This is a genomic window from Actinokineospora fastidiosa (assembly GCF_014648415.1).
In the GTDB taxonomy this organism is placed as follows: Bacteria; Actinomycetota; Actinomycetes; order Mycobacteriales; family Pseudonocardiaceae; genus Actinokineospora; species Actinokineospora fastidiosa.
On sequence record NZ_BMRB01000001.1, the window covers coordinates 1,431,782 to 1,449,218 of the forward strand.

Annotated in this window: 19 protein-coding genes; 15 read left to right on the forward strand and 4 right to left on the reverse strand. The window is 74.1% G+C overall.

Annotated features, from left to right (window positions below):
• Positions 1 to 2: 2 nt before the first annotated feature.
• A complete protein-coding gene (locus IEY98_RS06845) occupies positions 3 to 1,115 on the reverse strand; it encodes a DUF5667 domain-containing protein (RefSeq protein WP_189209377.1) in 1,113 nt (370 codons plus the stop codon).
• A 90-nt stretch (positions 1,116 to 1,205) separates the two neighbouring features.
• Complete coding sequence (locus IEY98_RS06850) at positions 1,206 to 1,847, reverse strand: sigma-70 family RNA polymerase sigma factor (RefSeq protein WP_189209378.1); 642 nt, start codon at positions 1,845 to 1,847, stop codon at positions 1,206 to 1,208.
• A gap of 195 nt (positions 1,848 to 2,042) precedes the next feature.
• Here IEY98_RS06850 and IEY98_RS06855 point away from each other — a divergent pair, with 195 nt between their 5' ends.
• The 15 genes from IEY98_RS06855 (at position 2,043) to IEY98_RS06925 (ending at position 15,056) form a co-directional block, all read left to right on the forward strand.
• Positions 2,043 to 3,533 (forward strand): AMP-binding protein, encoded by a 1,491-nt coding sequence (locus IEY98_RS06855; RefSeq protein WP_189209379.1) that lies wholly within the window; start codon positions 2,043 to 2,045, stop codon positions 3,531 to 3,533.
• Positions 3,534 to 3,558: 25 nt separating this feature from the next.
• On the forward strand, positions 3,559 to 3,777 hold the full coding sequence (locus IEY98_RS06860) for a glutaredoxin family protein (protein ID WP_189210106.1): 219 nt from the start codon (positions 3,559 to 3,561) through the stop codon (positions 3,775 to 3,777).
• Positions 3,778 to 3,815: 38 nt separating this feature from the next.
• Positions 3,816 to 5,342 (forward strand): molybdopterin-dependent oxidoreductase, encoded by a 1,527-nt coding sequence (locus IEY98_RS06865; protein ID WP_189209380.1) that lies wholly within the window; start codon positions 3,816 to 3,818, stop codon positions 5,340 to 5,342.
• Positions 5,343 to 5,423: 81 nt separating this feature from the next.
• On the forward strand, positions 5,424 to 6,092 hold the full coding sequence (locus IEY98_RS06870) for a fasciclin domain-containing protein (RefSeq protein ID WP_229786647.1): 669 nt from the start codon (positions 5,424 to 5,426) through the stop codon (positions 6,090 to 6,092).
• A gap of 204 nt (positions 6,093 to 6,296) precedes the next feature.
• Positions 6,297 to 7,091: a redox-sensing transcriptional repressor Rex gene (locus IEY98_RS06875; RefSeq protein ID WP_189209381.1), complete on the forward strand. Its 795-nt coding sequence runs from the start codon at positions 6,297 to 6,299 to the stop codon at positions 7,089 to 7,091.
• Complete coding sequence (locus IEY98_RS06880; protein ID WP_189209382.1) at positions 7,088 to 8,401, forward strand: glutamyl-tRNA reductase; 1,314 nt, start codon at positions 7,088 to 7,090, stop codon at positions 8,399 to 8,401. The genes IEY98_RS06875 and IEY98_RS06880 overlap by 4 nt, the downstream gene beginning before the upstream one ends.
• The gene (gene hemC / locus IEY98_RS06885) at positions 8,395 to 9,357 is read left to right on the forward strand and encodes a hydroxymethylbilane synthase (RefSeq protein WP_189210108.1); all 963 of its coding nucleotides are present in this window, start codon (positions 8,395 to 8,397) and stop codon (positions 9,355 to 9,357) included. The genes IEY98_RS06880 and hemC overlap by 7 nt, the downstream gene beginning before the upstream one ends.
• A 21-nt stretch (positions 9,358 to 9,378) precedes the next feature.
• A complete protein-coding gene (locus tag IEY98_RS06890) occupies positions 9,379 to 10,911 on the forward strand; it encodes a bifunctional uroporphyrinogen-III C-methyltransferase/uroporphyrinogen-III synthase (protein ID WP_189209383.1) in 1,533 nt (510 codons plus the stop codon).
• Between the two features lie 469 nt (positions 10,912 to 11,380).
• Positions 11,381 to 12,352: a porphobilinogen synthase gene (gene hemB / locus IEY98_RS06895; RefSeq protein ID WP_189209384.1), complete on the forward strand. Its 972-nt coding sequence runs from the start codon at positions 11,381 to 11,383 to the stop codon at positions 12,350 to 12,352.
• A 13-nt stretch (positions 12,353 to 12,365) separates the two neighbouring features.
• Complete coding sequence (locus tag IEY98_RS06900) at positions 12,366 to 12,842, forward strand: hypothetical protein (protein WP_189209385.1); 477 nt, start codon at positions 12,366 to 12,368, stop codon at positions 12,840 to 12,842.
• The gene (gene mce1N, locus IEY98_RS06905; RefSeq protein ID WP_189209386.1) at positions 12,839 to 13,276 is read left to right on the forward strand and encodes a transport-regulating membrane protein Mce1N; all 438 of its coding nucleotides are present in this window, start codon (positions 12,839 to 12,841) and stop codon (positions 13,274 to 13,276) included. The genes IEY98_RS06900 and mce1N overlap by 4 nt, the downstream gene beginning before the upstream one ends.
• A gap of 11 nt (positions 13,277 to 13,287) precedes the next feature.
• A complete protein-coding gene (locus IEY98_RS06910) occupies positions 13,288 to 13,761 on the forward strand; it encodes a hypothetical protein (protein WP_189209387.1) in 474 nt (157 codons plus the stop codon).
• A gap of 18 nt (positions 13,762 to 13,779) precedes the next feature.
• Positions 13,780 to 14,298, forward strand: a complete 519-nt coding sequence (locus tag IEY98_RS06915; protein WP_189209388.1) for a hypothetical protein — start codon at positions 13,780 to 13,782, stop codon at positions 14,296 to 14,298.
• 78 nt (positions 14,299 to 14,376) lie between these two features.
• Positions 14,377 to 14,745, forward strand: a complete 369-nt coding sequence (locus IEY98_RS06920; protein ID WP_189209389.1) for a hypothetical protein — start codon at positions 14,377 to 14,379, stop codon at positions 14,743 to 14,745.
• Complete coding sequence (locus IEY98_RS06925) at positions 14,742 to 15,056, forward strand: hypothetical protein (protein ID WP_189209390.1); 315 nt, start codon at positions 14,742 to 14,744, stop codon at positions 15,054 to 15,056. The genes IEY98_RS06920 and IEY98_RS06925 overlap by 4 nt, the downstream gene beginning before the upstream one ends.
• A 158-nt stretch (positions 15,057 to 15,214) precedes the next feature.
• On the opposite strand, the gene IEY98_RS06930 is transcribed toward IEY98_RS06925, so the two are convergent.
• Both IEY98_RS06930 and IEY98_RS06935 read right to left on the reverse strand, forming a co-directional pair.
• Complete coding sequence (locus IEY98_RS06930; protein WP_189209391.1) at positions 15,215 to 15,436, reverse strand: hypothetical protein; 222 nt, start codon at positions 15,434 to 15,436, stop codon at positions 15,215 to 15,217.
• Positions 15,437 to 15,483: 47 nt separating this feature from the next.
• Positions 15,484 to 17,397: a TPM domain-containing protein gene (locus IEY98_RS06935; protein WP_229786648.1), complete on the reverse strand. Its 1,914-nt coding sequence runs from the start codon at positions 17,395 to 17,397 to the stop codon at positions 15,484 to 15,486.
• Positions 17,398 to 17,437 lie beyond the last annotated feature (40 nt).

The following is a 17,437-nucleotide window of genomic DNA, read 5'->3' on the forward strand; positions in this document are numbered from 1 at the left end:
GGCTACCGCGCCCCCAGCCCGGGCACCAGCGCCGGGACGCCGATGGTCGGCAGCGGCAGCGGCGGGTTGGGGTCCACCGTCGTCGTGCCGTCCGGGGTCGTGCTGAGCGGGACCGACGGCGCGGACGGCGCGATCGTCCCGGAGGGAGCCGTGGGCTCGGGCCCGCCGGGCGTGGTCGGCCCGCCGAGGGTCCGTCCGGGATGGCCGGTGGGGGCCGGGGCGCTCGGCGCCGAGGTCGTGGCGGTCGTCCCCGGCGTCGGCGCGGGCACGCACGGCGAGGTGGCGGGCAGCGCGCCCACGTCGTCGACGCCGCCGGAGGTGACCTGGGTGCAGGACATCCGCGCCGACAGCGTGCCCGCCCTGGTGGCGATCCGCTCCAGCAGCGCGATCGACACCGCGCGCGGCGCGACGGCGTCGACGGGCACCGGCAGCGCGCCCAGCCGCAGGCGCTGGACCTCCGCCCACTCGCCCAGGGTGCGCAGCAGCGCGCCGTCGGCGACCACGGCGATCGCGGTCAGCGAGCGCGAGCCCGCGGCGGCGTCGTGGTTGAAGTCGGTCAGCGACGCCAGGTACGACCGCAGCGGCGCGTCGGCCGGGTCGGCGTAGCGGCGGGCCAGCGTCTCCAGCTCGGTGACCCGGGCGGTGGCGAACTCCAGGTGCTTGAACGCGCGGTCCTCGTCGCCGAAGGTCAGGCCGAGCGAGGCGGCCTCGCCGGTGCGCTTGATCCCGTACAGCGGGTCGCCGGGCAGGGCGTCGCGGGCCAGCAGCAGGCTCATCCCGGCCAGGGAGAACACCAGGGCCAGCACGGCGACGGCGGCCACGGCGAAGCGCCCGCGCGCGCCGAATCCCGTTCTCGGCTCGTCGGCGGGCCGGGTGGCGACCCCTGCTGTGCGGCGTCCGCGCGGGGCCCGCCCGGCGCGCGGCGGTCGCGGGGACGGGGCGCGCGGCGACGGCGTGGGCTTGGCTAAGCCAGCGAGGACCCGTTCCCGCATGCGCGAGCGCTCGGCGGCGTCGGGCGCGGTCAACGGGGCCAGTTCCGCGAGCAGCGCGCGGACGGCGTCCTCGGACGGCTCGCCACCGCCCGGTTCGCGCTGCCCTCTGCCGTCGCTCCGCACCATCCCACTCCGACTCGTGTCGTTCCCGCCCAGTGAAAACGAGCTTCGCGCACCCGGGGTTACGGCGATGACGGTATCGGTCGGCCGCCGCTATCTGATCTCGGTGGGCAGCAGTTGCGCCAGCCGCCGCACCGCCCGGTGCTGCAGCGCCTTCACCGCGCCCTCGTTGCGGTTCATCACCCTGGCGGTCTCGGCGACCGTCAGGCCCTGCAGGAAGCGCAGCACGATGCATTCGCGCTGGTCGTCGCCGAGCTGGTCGACGCAGGCCAGCAGCGCGTCGCGGGTGACCTTGGACATCACCTGCTGCTCGGGACCGGCCTCCACCCGCTCGGAGTCGCGGATCTCCGGGGTGGCCACCTCCAGCCGGAACCGGCTGGACTTGACGTGGTCGAGCACGAGGTTGCGGGCGATGGTCACGAACCACGCGCCCACGTCCCGGCCCTGGTAGCTGACGCTGGTGATCCTCCGCAGCGCGCGTAAGAAGGTCTCGCTGGTGACATCCTCGGCCAGCTCGCGGTCGCCCACGCGGAACAGCACGTACCGGAAGACGATGTCGACGTAGCGGTCGTAGAGGCTGCCGAAGGCGACCGTGTCGCCGCCCTGCGCCGCCCGGACCAGGTCCCAGGCGTCGCCCTGCTCCGGCTCGGGTTCGCGCACGTCAGGGGCCCGATCCGGGGCGGATCGGGCCAGCGGCACGGCCGAAGCCTGCGACGGGCGCGTCTGGCGGGTCATCGGACAGGCGCACTCTCCTCGACGGGGTCCGGGTTCGGAGCTTACGTGTTGTTACTTCTAAGTAGGTGTGACAAGTGTGAGGCCTCGGGGTTGTGACGCGGTAGCCAGTTCATCGTGACGCGGGTGACGCGTGCCACACTGTGATCGTCTTTCGCGATCTCCTTGTGACTCGATGACGTGCTGAGGGACGAAACGATGGATGGACTGCCCACCGGCAATCTCGCCGACCCGGTCGCGGAGGCGAGCGCGAAAGTACCTCTTCATGCCGCCCTTATCGATGCCTCGGCCTCGGTATCACTCACTTGGCGGCAGGTGGACGCCGCGGTGGACGCGTGCGCGCGCGGGCTGCTCGACGCGGGCCTGCGCCCCGGCGACCGGGTGGCCCTGCGGCTGCCGACGGGCGCGGCGTTCGCCGTCGCCGTCTTCGGGATCCTCCGCGCGGGCGGCGTCGCCGTGCCCATCGGCACCGACGCCGCGCCGCGCGAGCTGGAGCGCCTGATCGCGCACAGCGGCGCCACCCTCGGCTTCGGCGACCTCCCCGGCGTGACCGTCCTGGACCACGCCCTGGGCTCCGCCGACCCGGTCGAGCCGGTCGAGCCGATCGGCGGCGGGGAGGACCTGGCCGTCATCGCCTACACCTCCGGCACCGGCGGGGAGCCGCGCGGGGCGATGCTGTCCCACCGGGCGCTGCTGGCCAACGCCGCGCAGCTCGCCCGGCTGCGGCCCGCGCCGGTCACCGCCACCGACCGCGTGCTGCTGTCGATCCCCATGTCGCACGCGTACGGGCTGTCCGGGCTGTGGCAGGTCGCCGCGACCGGCGCCACGGCCGTGCTGGTCGACAGGTTCGCCGTCGACCCCGTGCTTGAGCTGTGCGAGCGCCACCGCGTGACGGTGTTCATCGGGGTGCCCGCGATGTACACGGCGCTGACGGCGGCGGGCGCGGACCGGCTCGGCGAGGCGCTGGCCACGCTGCGGCTGTGCACCTCGGGCGCGGCCCCGCTCGACGCCCGCACGCTGGCCCTCTTCCGCGCCGAGACCGGCCTGTCGGTCTTCGAGGGCTACGGGCTCACCGAGACCGGGCCGGTGCTCACGTCCACGCTGGTCGGCGGCCTGGCCAAGCCCGGATCGGTCGGCAGGCCCATCCCCGGGGTGCGGATCCGGCTGGTCGACAGCGACGGCACGCCCATCGGCGGCGCGCCGGACGACGAGTCCATCGCCGTCGACTACGCCGACGACGCCGACACCGGCCTGGTCGCCGCGCAGGGCCCCAACCTGTTCAGCGGCTACTGGCCCGACGGCGCCCACGGCCCCGACGCCGAGGGCTGGTTCCGCACCGGCGACGTCGGCTACCTCGACGCCGACGGCGACCTGCACCTGGTGGACCGCGCGGGCGACCTCATCATCGTCAACGGCTTCAACGTCTACCCGCACGAGGTGGAGCAGGTGGTCGCCGAGCTGCCGTCGGTCGCCGAGGTCGCCGCGGTGGGCGTCCCGGACGAGCGCGCGGGCGAGCGGGTCAAGGTCGTCGTCGTGCCGCGCCCCGGCGAGGCGGTCGACGAGGACGCCGTGCGCGCCCACTGCGCCGAGCGGCTCGCCCGGTTCAAGGTGCCCGCGGTGGTCGAGTTCGCCGAGGGGCTGCCGCACTCGGTCACCGGCAAGCTCCGCCGCGCGGGACTGCGCGGGTAGCGTTGCCGGTGTGCGTGTCGAGGTGATGACCAGGGCCGGGTGCCCGTCCTGCGTGACGGCCGAGGCCGATGTCGCCCGCATCTGCGGCGAGCTGGGTGTGGAGTGGGCGGCCGTGGACGTCGACGGCGACCCCGAGCTGCGCGCCGAGTACGGCGACCGGGTGCCGGTGATCCTGGTCGACGGGGCCGAGCACGGGTACTGGCGGGTCGAGGAGGACCGGCTGCGCGCCGTCCTCGCTCCGTAACTACCAACCCGGCGGCGGGCGGGCGTCGAATAGGACGTATGGAGACTCGCCTGCGCAGGCCGACCGCCGCGCTCATCGGGGTGCTGAGCGTGGGGGCCGCGCTGGCCGCCGGTCACCTCGTGGCCGCGTTCGTCGGCATCAACGCCTCGCCCTACCTGGCTGTCAGCAACAGCATGGTGGACCTGTCGCCGCCGTGGCTGACCGAGTTCGGCAAGCAGTTCGGCCCGGAGTGGGACAAGAAGCTGCTGTTCGCCGGCATCGCCGTCGGGATCGCCGGGTTCGCCGTCGCCGCCGGGCTGCTGTCGCGGCGCTCGGCTGTCCCCGGGGTCGTGGTGGCGGTCGTCCTCGGCGCGGTCGCGGTGGCGGCCGTGCTGTTCCGGCCCGACCTCGGCCAGCTCGCCGTGCTCGCGCCGCTGACGACCTTCGTCGTCGGCGCGGCGGTCTTCCGGTGGCTGCACCGGCTGGCGATGGACGCGGCGGACGGCGTGGACACCACCCTCGACCGGCGGAGGTTCCTCATCACCTCCGGCGGCGTGGCCGCGGGGTTCGGCCTGGCGGCCATCGCCGGGCAGGTCCTCGGCACCCGGGTCGACATCGAGGCGTCCAGGCGGGCCGTCGGCCCGATCGTGCCCGACCGGCCCGCGCCGCCCGTGCCCGCGACCGCCGACTTCTCCTCGGCGGGCACGCCCACCTTCATCACGCCGAACAGCCGGTTCTACCGCATCGACACCGCGCTGACCGTCCCGCGGCTCAGGGCCGAGGACTGGGCGCTGCGCATCCACGGCCTGGTGGACACCGAGCTGGAGCTGGACTTCGCCGACATCGCCGGGCGCGAGCTGGTCGAGCGGGTCGTCACCATGACCTGCGTGTCCAATGAGGTCGGCGGCGACCTGATCTCCACCGCGGCCTTCACGGGCGTGCCCATGCGGGAGCTGCTGGCGGAGGCCGGGGTGCGGCCCGAGGCAGGTCAGGTCTACGCGACCAGTGTGGACGGTTGGACCACGGCAACACCCGTCGCCGACATGATGTCCGAGGAACGCGGCGCGCTGCTGGCCATCGGCATGAACGGCGAGCCGCTGCCGGTCGAGCACGGGTTCCCCGCGCGCGTGGTCGTCCCCGGCCTCTACGGCTACGTCTCGGCGACGAAGTGGGTCGTGGACCTGGAGCTGATCCGCGACGGCGAGAAGACGTTCTACTGGCAGGACCGCGGCTGGGCCAAGGAGGCGCCCATCAAGACGCAGTCGCGCATCGACGCTCCCCGCGCGTTCCAGAACCTGCCTGCCGGGAAGGTCACGATCGCGGGCGTCGCGTGGGCGCAGACCGTCGGCGTCGAGACGGTCGAGGTGCGCGTCGACGGCGGCGTGTGGCGGGCCGCCGAGCTCGCCGCCGAGGTCAACGACCAGACCTGGCGGATGTGGCGGCTCGTCGTCGACCTGCCGCCGGGCAACCACCGCGCCGAGGTCCGCGCGACCGACGCCAGCGGGCACACCCAGGCCGAGGAGCGCGTGCCGCCGATCCCCGACGGCGCGACCGGGTGGCACTCGATCCTGTTCACCGTCTCCTGATTCACCCGAACGAGGACCCAACCGCCGGGCAGGCGGCTCCGAAGTACCGATGAGAGTCCAATCGGAACGGAGTGATCCCTGGTGAACACCAAGCTGGTTCCCGCGCTGGCCGCCGTCGCCGCCGCCGCGTTCGCGCTCAGCGCGTGCAGCAACAGCGAGGAGCCCTCGACCGGCGGCGACGCCGCCGCCCCGACCACCACCACGATGGCCGCGCCCATGACCACCACCGAGGCCATGGCCCAGGGCGTGACCACCCCCGATGACACCTTCGGCCCGGCCTGCTCCCAGCTGCCCGCCGAGGGCGAGCCCGGCAGCCTCGACGCGATGGGCCCGCAGCCGGTCGCCACCGCCGCGAGCACCAACCCGCTGCTGACCAAGCTCGTCGCCGCCGTCGGCGCCGTGGACGGCCTGGCCGACACCCTCAACAGCGCCGAGGCGCTGACGGTGTTCGCCCCGGCCGACCCGGCCTTCGCCGCGCTCGGCGACGCGAAGTTCCAGGAGCTGGCAGGCAAGCCCGACCAGCTCGCCCCGATCCTGCAGTTCCACGTCGTCCCGCAGCGCTACGACGCCGAGGGCCTGCGGGAGGCGGGCACCGTGCAGTCGCTGAACGACTCCGCGCCCGCGCTGAAGATCGAGGGCGAGGGCGACACCATGACCGTGAACGGCGCCAAGGTGCTCTGCGGCAACATCCCGACCGCGAACGCCACCGTGTTCGTGATCGACACCGTCATGACGCCCCCGGCGGCCTGACCGGACGCCGACGGAAGCGGGGTGGGACCCACGTCCCGCCCCGCTTCCGCGCGTCCGCACCACGGCACGCCGAAAGTGGCCCCGGTCGCACCCCGCCGCGCAGAGTGTGGTGTGTGTCAAGCCCTCTACCACTGACTTTGTGCACACGTTCACAAGCGGTACCGTGGTGACAACCCGGTGACATGTCTGTCGAGGAGTAGCAGCGTGGCGGCACAGCGAGGCCAGCGGAACGGGGTCGGCCCGGCCGCCCCGAACGCCGCCGAGGTCACCGCTCCCATCCCGAGGGTGGCCGAGGTGCCCGCGGCCCGTGAGCGCGCCCGCGCCATCCCCGAGGCCGCCGTCGCCCGGCTCGCCGTCTACCTGCGGGTCCTGTCCGGGCTGCAGGAGCAGGGCGCGGGCACGGTATCCAGCGAGGAGCTCGCGGTGGCCGCCGGGGTCAACTCGGCCAAGCTGCGCAAGGACCTGTCCTACATCGGCTCCTACGGCACCCGGGGCGTCGGCTACGAGGTCGCGGTGCTCATCGAGGAGATCGAGCGGATCCTCGGCCTGACCCGCAAGCACAGCGTCGCGGTGGTCGGCATCGGCAACCTCGGCCACGCGCTGGCCAACTACGGCGGCTTCCCCGGCCGGGGCTTCCCGGTGAGCGCCCTGTTCGACATCGACGCCGACCTCATCGGCGTCCCGGTCGGCGGCATCCCGGTCGACCACATCGACGACATCACCCGCGTCTGCGCCGAGCGCGAGGTCTCCATCGGGGTCATCGCCACCCCGCCGCCCGCCGCGCAGGGCGTCTGCGACCGGCTGGTCGCCGCGGGCGTGCAGTGCATCCTCAACTTCGCCCCGGTGGTCCTGCAGGTGCCCGACCACGTCGAGGTCCGCAAGGTCGACCTCGCCGTCGAGCTGCAGGTCCTGTCCTTCCACGTGGCCCGCAGGGCAGACGGACCGGCGCCCGCTAGCGCGAGCCTCAATGGGCGGGTGGATGGGATGGTGGTCTCGTGAGCATCCTCGCCATCGGCATGTCGCACCGGACCGCGGACCTGCGCGTGCTCGAACAGGTCGCCGTGTCGGCCCCGGACGTGCCCAAGCTGCTCGGCGAGCTGATCGAGTGCCCGGCGGTCACCGAGGCCATGCTGGTCTCGACGTGCAACCGGGTCGAGGTCTACGCCGTGGTCGAGGCGTTCCACGCCGGTCTCGCCGACGTCGTCGGCGTGCTGTCCCGGCATTCCGGGCTCGCCGCCACCGACCTGCACGACCACCTCTACGTGCACTACGCCGCCGCGGCGGCCCAGCACCTGTTCACCGTCGCCGCGGGCCTGGACTCGATGGTCGTCGGCGAGGCGCAGATCCTCGGACAGGTCCGGCAGGCCTACCAGGCGGCGGGCGAGGCCGGGACCGTCGGCCGCGCGCTGCACGAGCTGACCCAGCAGGCGCTGCGCATCGGCAAGCGCGTGCACTCCGACACCGGCCTCGACGCCGCGGGCGCGTCCGTGGTCAGCGAGGCGCTGGCCGACGCCGACCGCGTGCTCGACGGCCTGGCCGGACGGCACGCGCTGATCGTCGGCGCGGGCTCCATGGGCGGGCTCGCCGCCGCCGCGCTGCGGCGGGCCGCCATCGGCTCGATCGCCGTGGCCAACCGCACGCGGGCCAACGGCATGCGGCTGGCCGCCGCGCTGTCCGAGCAGGGCGCGCCCGCCTCCGCCGTCGGCATGGACGACCTCGCCGCCCAGATCGCGCGGGCCGACCTCGTGGTCGCCTGCACCGGGGCCATGGGCGCGGTCGTGCTCGCCTCCCACGTCGCCCCCCGCACCCGCCCGCTCGTCGTGTGCGACCTCGGGCTGCCCCGCGACGTCGAGGACGGCGTCGGCGACGTGCCCGGCGTGCGCCTTGTCGACCTGGAGAGCCTGCAGCGGCGGCTGGCCGAGGCGCCCAGCGGCCTGGACACCCGCCGGGCCCACGAGATGGTGGCCGAGGAGGTGCGCGCCTACCTGGCCGCGCAGCGCTCGGCCGCGGTCACCCCCACGGTGACGGCGCTGCGCAGGCGGGCGGCCGAGGTCGTCGACGCCGAGCTGCTGCGCCTGGACACCCGACTGCCCGAACTGGACGATACGGTCCGCGGCGAGCTCGCCCGCACCGTGCGCCGGGTGGTCGACAAACTGCTGCACACCCCGACGGTGCGGGTCAAGGAGCTGGCGTCCGGGCCCGACGGCACCGGGTACGCCGACGCGCTGCGCGAGCTGTTCGGGCTCGACCCCGCCGCGCCCGCCGCCCTCACCGCCGCCGAATCTACTGTGGACGGCCGCTCATCATGAGGACACTTCGCATCGGAACCCGGGGCAGCGCCCTGGCGGTCGCGCAGACCGGCACGATCGCCGACGCCCTGGAGAAGGCGGGCGCGCGGGTCGAGATCGTCACCATCGCCACGCCCGGCGACCTGTCGGACGCCCCGATCGCCCAGATCGGCATCGGCGTGTTCACCTCGGCGCTGCGCGACGCGCTCGCCGACGGCAGCGTCGACGTGGCCGTGCACTCCTACAAGGACCTGCCGACCACGCCGGACCCGAGGCTCTCGCTGGCCGCGGTGTCGCGGCGGGAGGACCCGCGCGACGCGCTCATCGCCCGCGACGGGCTGACCCTGGGCGAGCTGCCGCCCGGGTCCACCGTCGGCACCGGCTCGCCCCGGCGGGCCGCGCAGCTGCACGCGCTCGGCCTCGGCCTGACGGTCGTGCCGATCCGCGGCAACGTGGACACCCGGGTCAGGAAGGTGCGCGACGGCGAGCTGGACGCCGTCGTGCTGGCCCGAGCGGGACTGGCCCGGCTGGGCAGGCTCGACGAGATCACCGAGACGCTGGACCCGATCCAGATGCTGCCCGCGCCCGCCCAGGGCGCGCTGGCGATCGAGTGCCGGGTCGACGACGTCGACACCGAGCACCTGCTTCGCTCCACTGTGGACGACGAGGGGACGCGGGCGGCCGCGGCCGCGGAGCGCGCGCTGCTGGCCGCGCTCGAGGCAGGCTGCAGCGCGCCCGTCGGGGCGCTCGCCGATGTGGTGGAGGACCTCGACGCCGACGACAAGGTGGTCATGCGCCTGTCGCTGCGCGGGGTCGCCGCCGTGCACGCGCCGGACACCGACCCGATCACCGGGCCGGTGGACATCCTGCGCGCCTCGGCCACGGGGGACCTGACCGATGCATGCCAGCTCGGCCGCGCGGTGGCCGCCGAGCTGCTGGAACTCGGCGCCGGGGTGCTTTCCGGCCCCGAGCAGTAGTTGATGAGGAAGTGGCCTGACATGACCACCCGTGCCCGCAAGTCCCCCGGCCGCGTCGCGTTCGTGGGCTCCGGACCCGGTGACGCCGGACTGCTGACCGTGCGCGCCAGGGAGCTGCTCGACCGCGCCGAACTGGTGGTGACCGATCCCGACGTACCCGCGGGCGTGCTCGCCTGCACCCGCGCCGACGCCGAGGTCCGCCCCGCGGTGGGCGACCCCGGCGACGTCGCCAAGGACCTCGCCGCCGAGGCCAAGGCCGGACGCGTCGTCGTCCGGCTGGTCTCCGGCGACCCGCTGACCCATTCCGCGGTGGTGGCCGAGGCCCAGGCGGTGGCCAAGACCAGCGTCGCCTTCGACGTCGTGCCCGGGGTCTCCCCGGCGACGGCGGTGCCCGCCTACGCGGGCATCGCGCTCGGCTCCACGCACACCGAGGTCGACGTGCGCGGCGACATCGACTGGGCGGGCCTGGCAGGCGCGCCCGGCCCGATCGTCCTGCACGCCACGGCGTCGCACCTGGCCGAGGCCGCCTCGGCGCTGGTCGAGCACGGCCTCGCCGCGCAGACCCCGGTCGCGGTCACCGCCGAGGGCACGGCGACCAGCCAGCGCACGATCGACACGACCCTGGCGTCGCTGGCAGCGGACGCGGGCGAGATGTCCGGCCAGCTGGTGGTGACCGTGGGCGCCGTCGTCGGCGCGCGCGCGAAGCTGTCCTGGTGGGAGTCCCGCGCGCTGTACGGCTGGCGGGTGCTGGTGCCGAGGACGAAGGACCAGGCCGGGGAGATGAGCGAGCGCCTGCACCTGCACGGCGCCATCCCGTCGGAGGTCCCGACGATCTCGGTGGAGCCGCCGCGCTCGCCCGCCCAGATGGAGCGGGCGGTCAAGGGCCTGGTGGACGGCCGCTACCAGTGGGTCGTGTTCACCTCGACCAACGCGGTGCGCGCCGTGTGGGAGAAGTTCGCCGAGTTCGGCCTGGACGCCCGCGCCTTCTCCGGCGTCAAGATCGCCTGCGTCGGCGAGGCGACCGCGGAGCGCGTGCGCGGCTTCGGCATCAACCCGGAGCTGGTGCCGTCGGGCGAGCAGTCGTCCGAGGGCCTGCTGGCCGACTTCCCGCCGTACGACGACATCCTCGACCCGGTGGAGCGCGTCCTGCTGCCCCGCGCCGACATCGCCACCGAGACCCTGGCGGCAGGCCTGCGCGAGCGCGGCTGGGAGATCGACGACGTGACGGCCTACCGCACCGTCCGCGCCGCCCCGCCGCCCGCCGAGACCCGCGAGATGATCAAGACCGGCGGCTTCGACGCGGTCTGCTTCACCTCGTCGTCGACGGTGCGGAACCTGGTCGGCATCGCGGGCAAGCCGCACGCGCGGACCCTGGTGGCCTGCATCGGCCCGAAGACGGCGGAGACGGCGAAGGAGTTCGGGCTGCGGGTGGACGTGCAGCCTGAGCACGCGACCGTGCCTGCGCTGGTGGACGCGCTCGCCGAGCATGCGGCGCGCTTGCGTGCGGAGGGTGCGCTCCCGCCGCCTCGGAAGACTAAGCGCGCCCGGCGCTGATTGTGCTCGCCTCGCCCGTCACCTTGTGGTGGCGGGCGTTTGGCGTGTTCGTGGGGCGTCATTGTTGATGGGACGCCATTAGAGAACGCGATTTGCTTTGTTGGTCCGATGGGGTGGACCCGCATTCGCGGGGCCCCTAAGCGAAGCGTCGCGGGCGTGGAGAAGGGCGGAGCGGCCAAGCCGTCCACGCCCGAGCGAGGGTAGCGACGCTTCGCTCCCCACGAATGCGGGTCCACCCCATCGGACAGTGCTGGTGGGGCGTGTCGCGTTGGGTGGGTGGTCGCCCTGCATCCCCTTCGTTCCCGCTAGCGCTCTGGCTCCACTTCTGCTGTGGTTCTGGCTTTCGTTCGCGCTCCTGTCGGGCTTCCTTCCTCCTTTCCTTCTTCCTTCCTTCCTTCCCTCTCGCAGCGTGGGGGAGGGCACGGTGGGGTGGGGTCGGGGAGCTGGCTGTCGCCGATAGAATGAGACGATGTTTCCCAGCCATCGGCCGCGCAGGCTTCGGGGGACGGCGGCCATGCGGCGCATGGTGGCCGAGACCGAGGTGGCGCCGCGTCAGCTGATCCTGCCGATGTTCGTCAAGGAAGGCGCCACCGAGCCGGTCGCCGTTTCGAGTATGCCCGGGGTTGTGCAGCACAGTCGGGACTCGTTGCGGAAGGCGGCGGTCGAGGCCGTTCAGGCCGGGGTGGGCGGGATCATGCTGTTCGGCGTGCCCACCACCAAGGACGCGGTCGGGTCCGGGGGCGTCGACCCGGACGGGATCCTCAACGCCGCGCTGCGGGACCTGCGGGGTGAGCTCGGCGACGACACCGTCCTGATGTCGGACCTGTGCCTCGACGAGTTCACCGACCACGGCCATTGCGGAGTCCTCGACGACGACGGGCGGGTCGACAACGACGCCACGCTGTCGATCTACGCCCAGATGGCCGTCGCACAGGCCGAGGCCGGGGCGCACCTGCTCGGGCCCAGCGGGATGATGGACGGGCAGGTCGGCGTCGTGCGGGAGGCGCTGGACGCGGCCGGGTTGATCGACACCGGGATCCTCGCCTACTCCGCCAAGTACGCCTCCGCCTTCTTCGGCCCGTTCCGCGAGGCCGTCGAGTCCACGCTGACCGGCGACCGCCTCACCTACCAGCAGGACCCGGCCAACGTGCGGGAGTCGCTGCGGGAGACCGCGCTCGACCTGCGGGAGGGCGCCGACCTGGTGATGGTCAAGCCCGCGCTGGCCTACCTCGACGTCATCCGCGCCGTGCGGGAGATGTCCGACGTGCCGGTCGCGGCCTACCAGGTGTCCGGCGAGTACGCGATGATCGAGGCGGCCGCGGCCAAGGGCTGGCTGGACCGGCGGCGGGCCGTCATGGAGACGCTGGTGTCGATCCGCCGCGCTGGCGCGGACCTGGTGCTCACCTACTGGGCCACCGAGGCCGCGCGCTGGCTGCGCTGAGTATCGTCGAGCGGTGACCACCGAAGAACCGCCGATCATGCCGACGGCCGACGAGGCGGCGGGCGATCAGGTGCGGCCGCCCGGCCTGGTGTCGGCCACCTACTGGCTCTGGCTCGTCGCCGGGGCCATCGGGCTGGCCGGTGGGCTGGCCGTGATGCTCAACCAGCGCACGCTGGTCGACGGGATGGCCAAGGCGCAGTCGCTGCCGCCCGAGCAGGCGCAGGAGATCGTCCAGGGCCTCACGGTCTGGCTGGTCACCGGCTCGGCGGTCTTCCTGATCCTGTACTGGCTGCTGGCCTACCAGGCGCGCACGGGCGTCCGGAAGGCGCGCACGCTGCTGCTCGTCGTCGGCGTGCTGAGCGCGTTCTTCCAGTACGGCTTCGGCCGGGTCACCATCTTCGGGCTGGTCTGCGCGCTGCTCACCGTCCTGGCGATGGCGCTGATGTACTTCCCGGCGTCGCGCCGCTTCTACGACACCCACGGGCGATGAGCGTCCGCTACGCCGAGCCGGGCTCCACCTGGTGGCCGGTGCTGTGGGCGCCCGCGTTCTGCCTGGCGGGCGCGGGCGTGGAGGCGCTGAGCGGGCCGGTGCACGTGTTCGCGTGGGTCGTCGTCGGGATCGTGCTGACGCTCATGGCCGCAGGCTGGGTCAACGCCCGCCGCAAGGTGTGCGCGGTCGAGCTGACCGACGAGACCCTGCGCCAGGGCCCGCAGACGCTCCCCGTCGAGCGCATCGCCGGGCTGGGCGAGGGCGACGGCACGGGCGCCCCGGTGCTCGGCGGCGGGCTGGCCGTGCCGCGCAAGACCACGGAGATCCCGTTGACGCTCGACGACGGCAGCACCGTGCTGGCCTGGGCGAAGTACCCCGGCCGGATGCGTGCCGCGCTGACCACCGTTCTCGGTGCGCGATCGGAGGACCAGTGACCTTCCCCGCCATGCCCCCGCTCCCGGTGCCGTCCACGCCGCCGCGGCCGAAGGCCCTCGACACGGCCGCGTGGCTGGCCATCGGCGGCACCCTCGTCGGCTCGGTCGGCACGGTGATCACCGTGTTCGACGACGAGTTCGCCGCCCAGGTCGTGCGCACGCAGCAGGGCGCGACCGAGGCCGAGATCGCGATGATGACCCGCGCCGTGCCGATCGCCGGGGTGATCGGAGTGCTGATCACGATCGGCTTGTTCACGCTGCTGGCGCTGATGTTCCGGGACGGCCGCAACTGGGCGCGGGTGGTGTTCGCCGGGCTGACGGCGTTCAGCCTGGTCCGCTTCCTCACCGCGGCCGCGCAGACCAACGCCGAGCTGGGGCTGATGTGGAACCTGGCGGACGTGGCCTGCTGCTCGGCCGCGGTGGTGTACCTGTTCCAGCGCGAGTCGTCGGCCTACTTCCAGGCCCGCATGCGGAGACCCCGCTGACGCAATAGCGTTTTCCGCATGACTACCAGCGGCCCTGACAACCCGTACGAACCGATGCCCCCGGCCCCGCCCGTCCACCCGGAACCGGCCAGCGCGGGCAAGGACCGGCCCAAGATGGTCTCCATCGCGTTCTGGCTGTGGATCGCGGTGTCCGTGCTGCTCCTGATCAGCCTGATCGGCGCCCTGTCGATCGACCGCGGCGCGGTGGAGGACGCGCTGCGGGAGGCCAACACCGGCATCGGCGACGACCAGCTGGGCCAGGCAGCCGACGTGTTCCTCGCGGTGGCGATCGCCCTCCCGGCGATCTTCCTCGTCGCCTTCCTCGGCTGCGCCTTCCCGATGCGGGCGGGGCGCAACTGGGCGCGGATCGTGCTCACGGTGTTCGGCGGCCTGCTGATCCTGCTGACGCTGCTCGGCACGGCCAGCGCCAACGCGGGCGTCACGTTCGTGATCATCGCCTTCGTCGCGGCGGCCATCGTGACCATGTACCTGCGGGACTCGAACGACTACTTCAAGGGACAGCGGCGGACCTACTGAGGATTCGGTAACGCGGGAGGGGCCAGCGGCTACATATCCCCCGTGATGGCGTCTCACCCTGATCCCTTGGTGCGTCCGGTGGCTGTGACAGCCGCGTTATGCGGGGCGTTCCTGGGCGCGGGCGCGGTGGGGGTGCTGCTGGCGCTCTCCGACCGCGAGCCCGACTGGATGGCGGTCAGCGCGGGCGTCGCGGCGCTCGGCGCGCTGGCCGCCGCGTTCCCCGTCCGCACCGGCCACGCGTGGGCGCGGGTGGCGCTGTTCGTGTGCGCCCTGTGGGGCGTGCTGACCGCGCACGCGGTGGCGGTGGCGCTGTCCGCGCCGCTGGACATGGTGGCCGGGACGGTGTTGGCGCTGACGTGGGCGGCGGTGATCGCGCTGCTGCTGCGCGCGGACGTCCGCGAGTTCTGCACGGGCCCCGCCGCGGGCCATGAGAGGCTGACCGGGTGACCGCGGAGACCGCCGAGGGCGCCCACCTGACCTGGCCCGAACCCACCCAGCCGCTCAACCAGCCGCGGCGGGGCGTCGTCGCGGCGATCGAGGTCGTGGTGGCGGCGGGCCTGATGGCGCTGGCCCTGTGGCTGTGGAACCGCGGCGTGGTCGTCACGACGCCACTGGCCGAACGCCCCGACCTGGAGTTCACCGAGTACGCGGGCGACCTGGTCGCCCTGTCGGTCGCCTCGGGCACCGCGGCCGCACTGACCCTCCTCGACGCGGTCCGCAACCTCGTCTTGGCCGTGCGCGCCCGGCCTAGGCGCTGAGCGTGGCCGGCAACGTCGTTCTGGCCGTGCGGGCCCGGCCCAAGGGCTGAGTGTCCTCGGCGCGGTCCGCAATCTCGCTCGGCTATGCGGGCCCTGCCCAAGTCTTCGGGCGCGGTCCGCAACCTTGTCCTCGCGGTTCGGGCGTTGGTCTGCGGCGGTTACTCGCCGCGCATCGCCCGCCGGATCTCGGCCAGGCGGTCGGCGCCTGCCTTCTCCCGTTCGGCCAGTCGCTTGTCGATCTCGGCGGCCTCGTGGCCTGCCTCGGCGAGTTCGGTCGCGCCGGTCGAGGTGGCGAAGCGGCCCTCGATCTTGTCGCGCACGTAGTCGAGGCTGGGCACGCCCGACTCGTCGTAGTCGCCCTGGGGCGGGTGCTCGCTCATGGGTGCCTTCCTCCGGGGTCTCCCGCCATTGTGCCCGGTCTCCGGGGTCAGAAGCGGCCGCCGCCGCCGTAGCGGCGGGTGCCGCGGGTGCCGCCGAAGGACGCGGGGCCGAAGCCGCCGCCCCCGAACCCGCCGCCGAAGCCGCCCCCGAAGCCGCCGCCGAACGGGCCGCGGAAGCCGCCGCCGAGCATGCTGCCGATCAGGATCCCGCCCAGCATCGCGCCGGGATCGCCGGGACCGGCCATCCGGGCGCTCTCCCAGTCCTGCACGTCCGCCTCGGCCTCGGCCGCCGCCCGGGCCGCGAGGTCGTTCGCGGCCTGGGCGTGGCGCTGGCCCCCGGCCGGGTCCGGCGCGCGGTCCGCTTCGGCGAGGTGGCGGCGGGCCTCGGCCAGCCGGGTGCGGGCCCGCGCGCCGACGGCGCCCCTGCGGGTGGCGATGAAGTCCTCGACCGCCGAGATCCGCGCGCTCGCCGCCGCGATCGTCTGCCGGAGCAGCTCGACCCGCTGGCGGCGCTCGCCCGCCGCGGCGATGGCGGCGTCGAGGTCGGCGTCGGCCGAGGTCACCGCGGCGTGGGCGGCCAGCGGGTCGGCCGGGTCGACGTCCAGCGCTGCCCGTGCCGCGGCGAGCGCGTCGGCCAGCGCCGGGTCGTCGAGGCGTTCGGCCGCGGCGATGTCGGCGCGCAGCGCGTCGAGCGCGGCGGGCAGTTCAGCCGTGGCCGTGCGGATGCCGCTCTCGGCGTTGTCGACGGCGTCGAGCAGGGCGCGGGCCTGGCCGATCGCGCCCTCCGCCGCCCGGATCGCCGCGACGGCGTCGCCCTGTTCGCCCGCGGGCCGGGCCACGGCGGCGCGACCGTCGGCAATGGACTGTTCGGCGAAGGCGAGCCGCTGCCTGGCCATCGCCGCGTTCTCCCGCACCGCGGCGATCGCGGGCGCGGGGAACTCCCCGGCGAGCCGCTCCAGCGCGGCCTCGGACTCCGGCAGCCGCACGGTGATGCCCACCAGCTGCTCGGTCAGCGCGTCGAACCGGGCCGGGGCGTTGATCAGCAGGTCGCGCAGCGCGTCGAACTCCGCCACGCGGGCGTCGAGGTCGCGGTCGGCGCGGCCGAGGACGGCGATCAGCTCGACGAGCATGTCCCGCCGCTGCGCCGGGGTCTCCGGCAGGTCGTCGTCCAACCGCTGCCGCAGGGCGAAGGCGTGCTCCATGGCCGCCCGCGCGCCGGTGTAGGCGTCGGTGAACGGGCGCGTGCGGGCCTCGCCGAACTCGTCGCGGGCCAGCTGCAGCTCCTCGGCGCTGGCGCGCAGCGCGTTGTCCACCTCGACCAGCAGCTCCCGCGATCGCTCATCCAGCACGTCGTCGGGCAGCTCCGCCAGCGCGGCGGGGTCGTCCGGATCGATGTCGCGCGCCGCGACCAGCCCCGCCGCCCGCCGCTGGGCCCGCTTGCGGCGGGCGTACCACCACACCGCGAGCCCGCCCACGACCAGCAGACCGACGATCACCAGCAGCGATCCGTACCCGCGCGGACCGGCGGCCGCCTGGAGCCCGACCGCCGCGGCGACGGCCGCGCCCGCCCAGTCCTGCCCGCGCAGCGCGGGCTCGACCCGCTCGACCCGGATCTCGTCGAACTCGGCGTCGCTGACCTCGGCGGGCAGGCCGGGGGAGAACATCCGGTACTCCCGCGCCTCCGTGGCCACCGCGAGCAGCACGTCCCGCTCGCCGAGCGCGCTCAGGTCGGCGGTCCGCTCGGCCCAGCCCGCGGTGTCGAAGCTGTCGACGTAGACCACCCAGAGGCGCAGCCTGCGCTCGTCGTAGAGCTGGTCGATCGCCCGCTGCACGGCGGCGCGCCCGCCGGAGAGCGCGTCGACCCGGTCGGTGATCTGGTTCGGGAGCCGCAACGGCGGCTCGGCCGCGACCGGCCCGGCCGACACGACCAGGACCGTCACCGCGAGCAACAGGCGCCACACCCTCCGCACCATAACCCCGTGACCCCGCCCACGCCGGTCC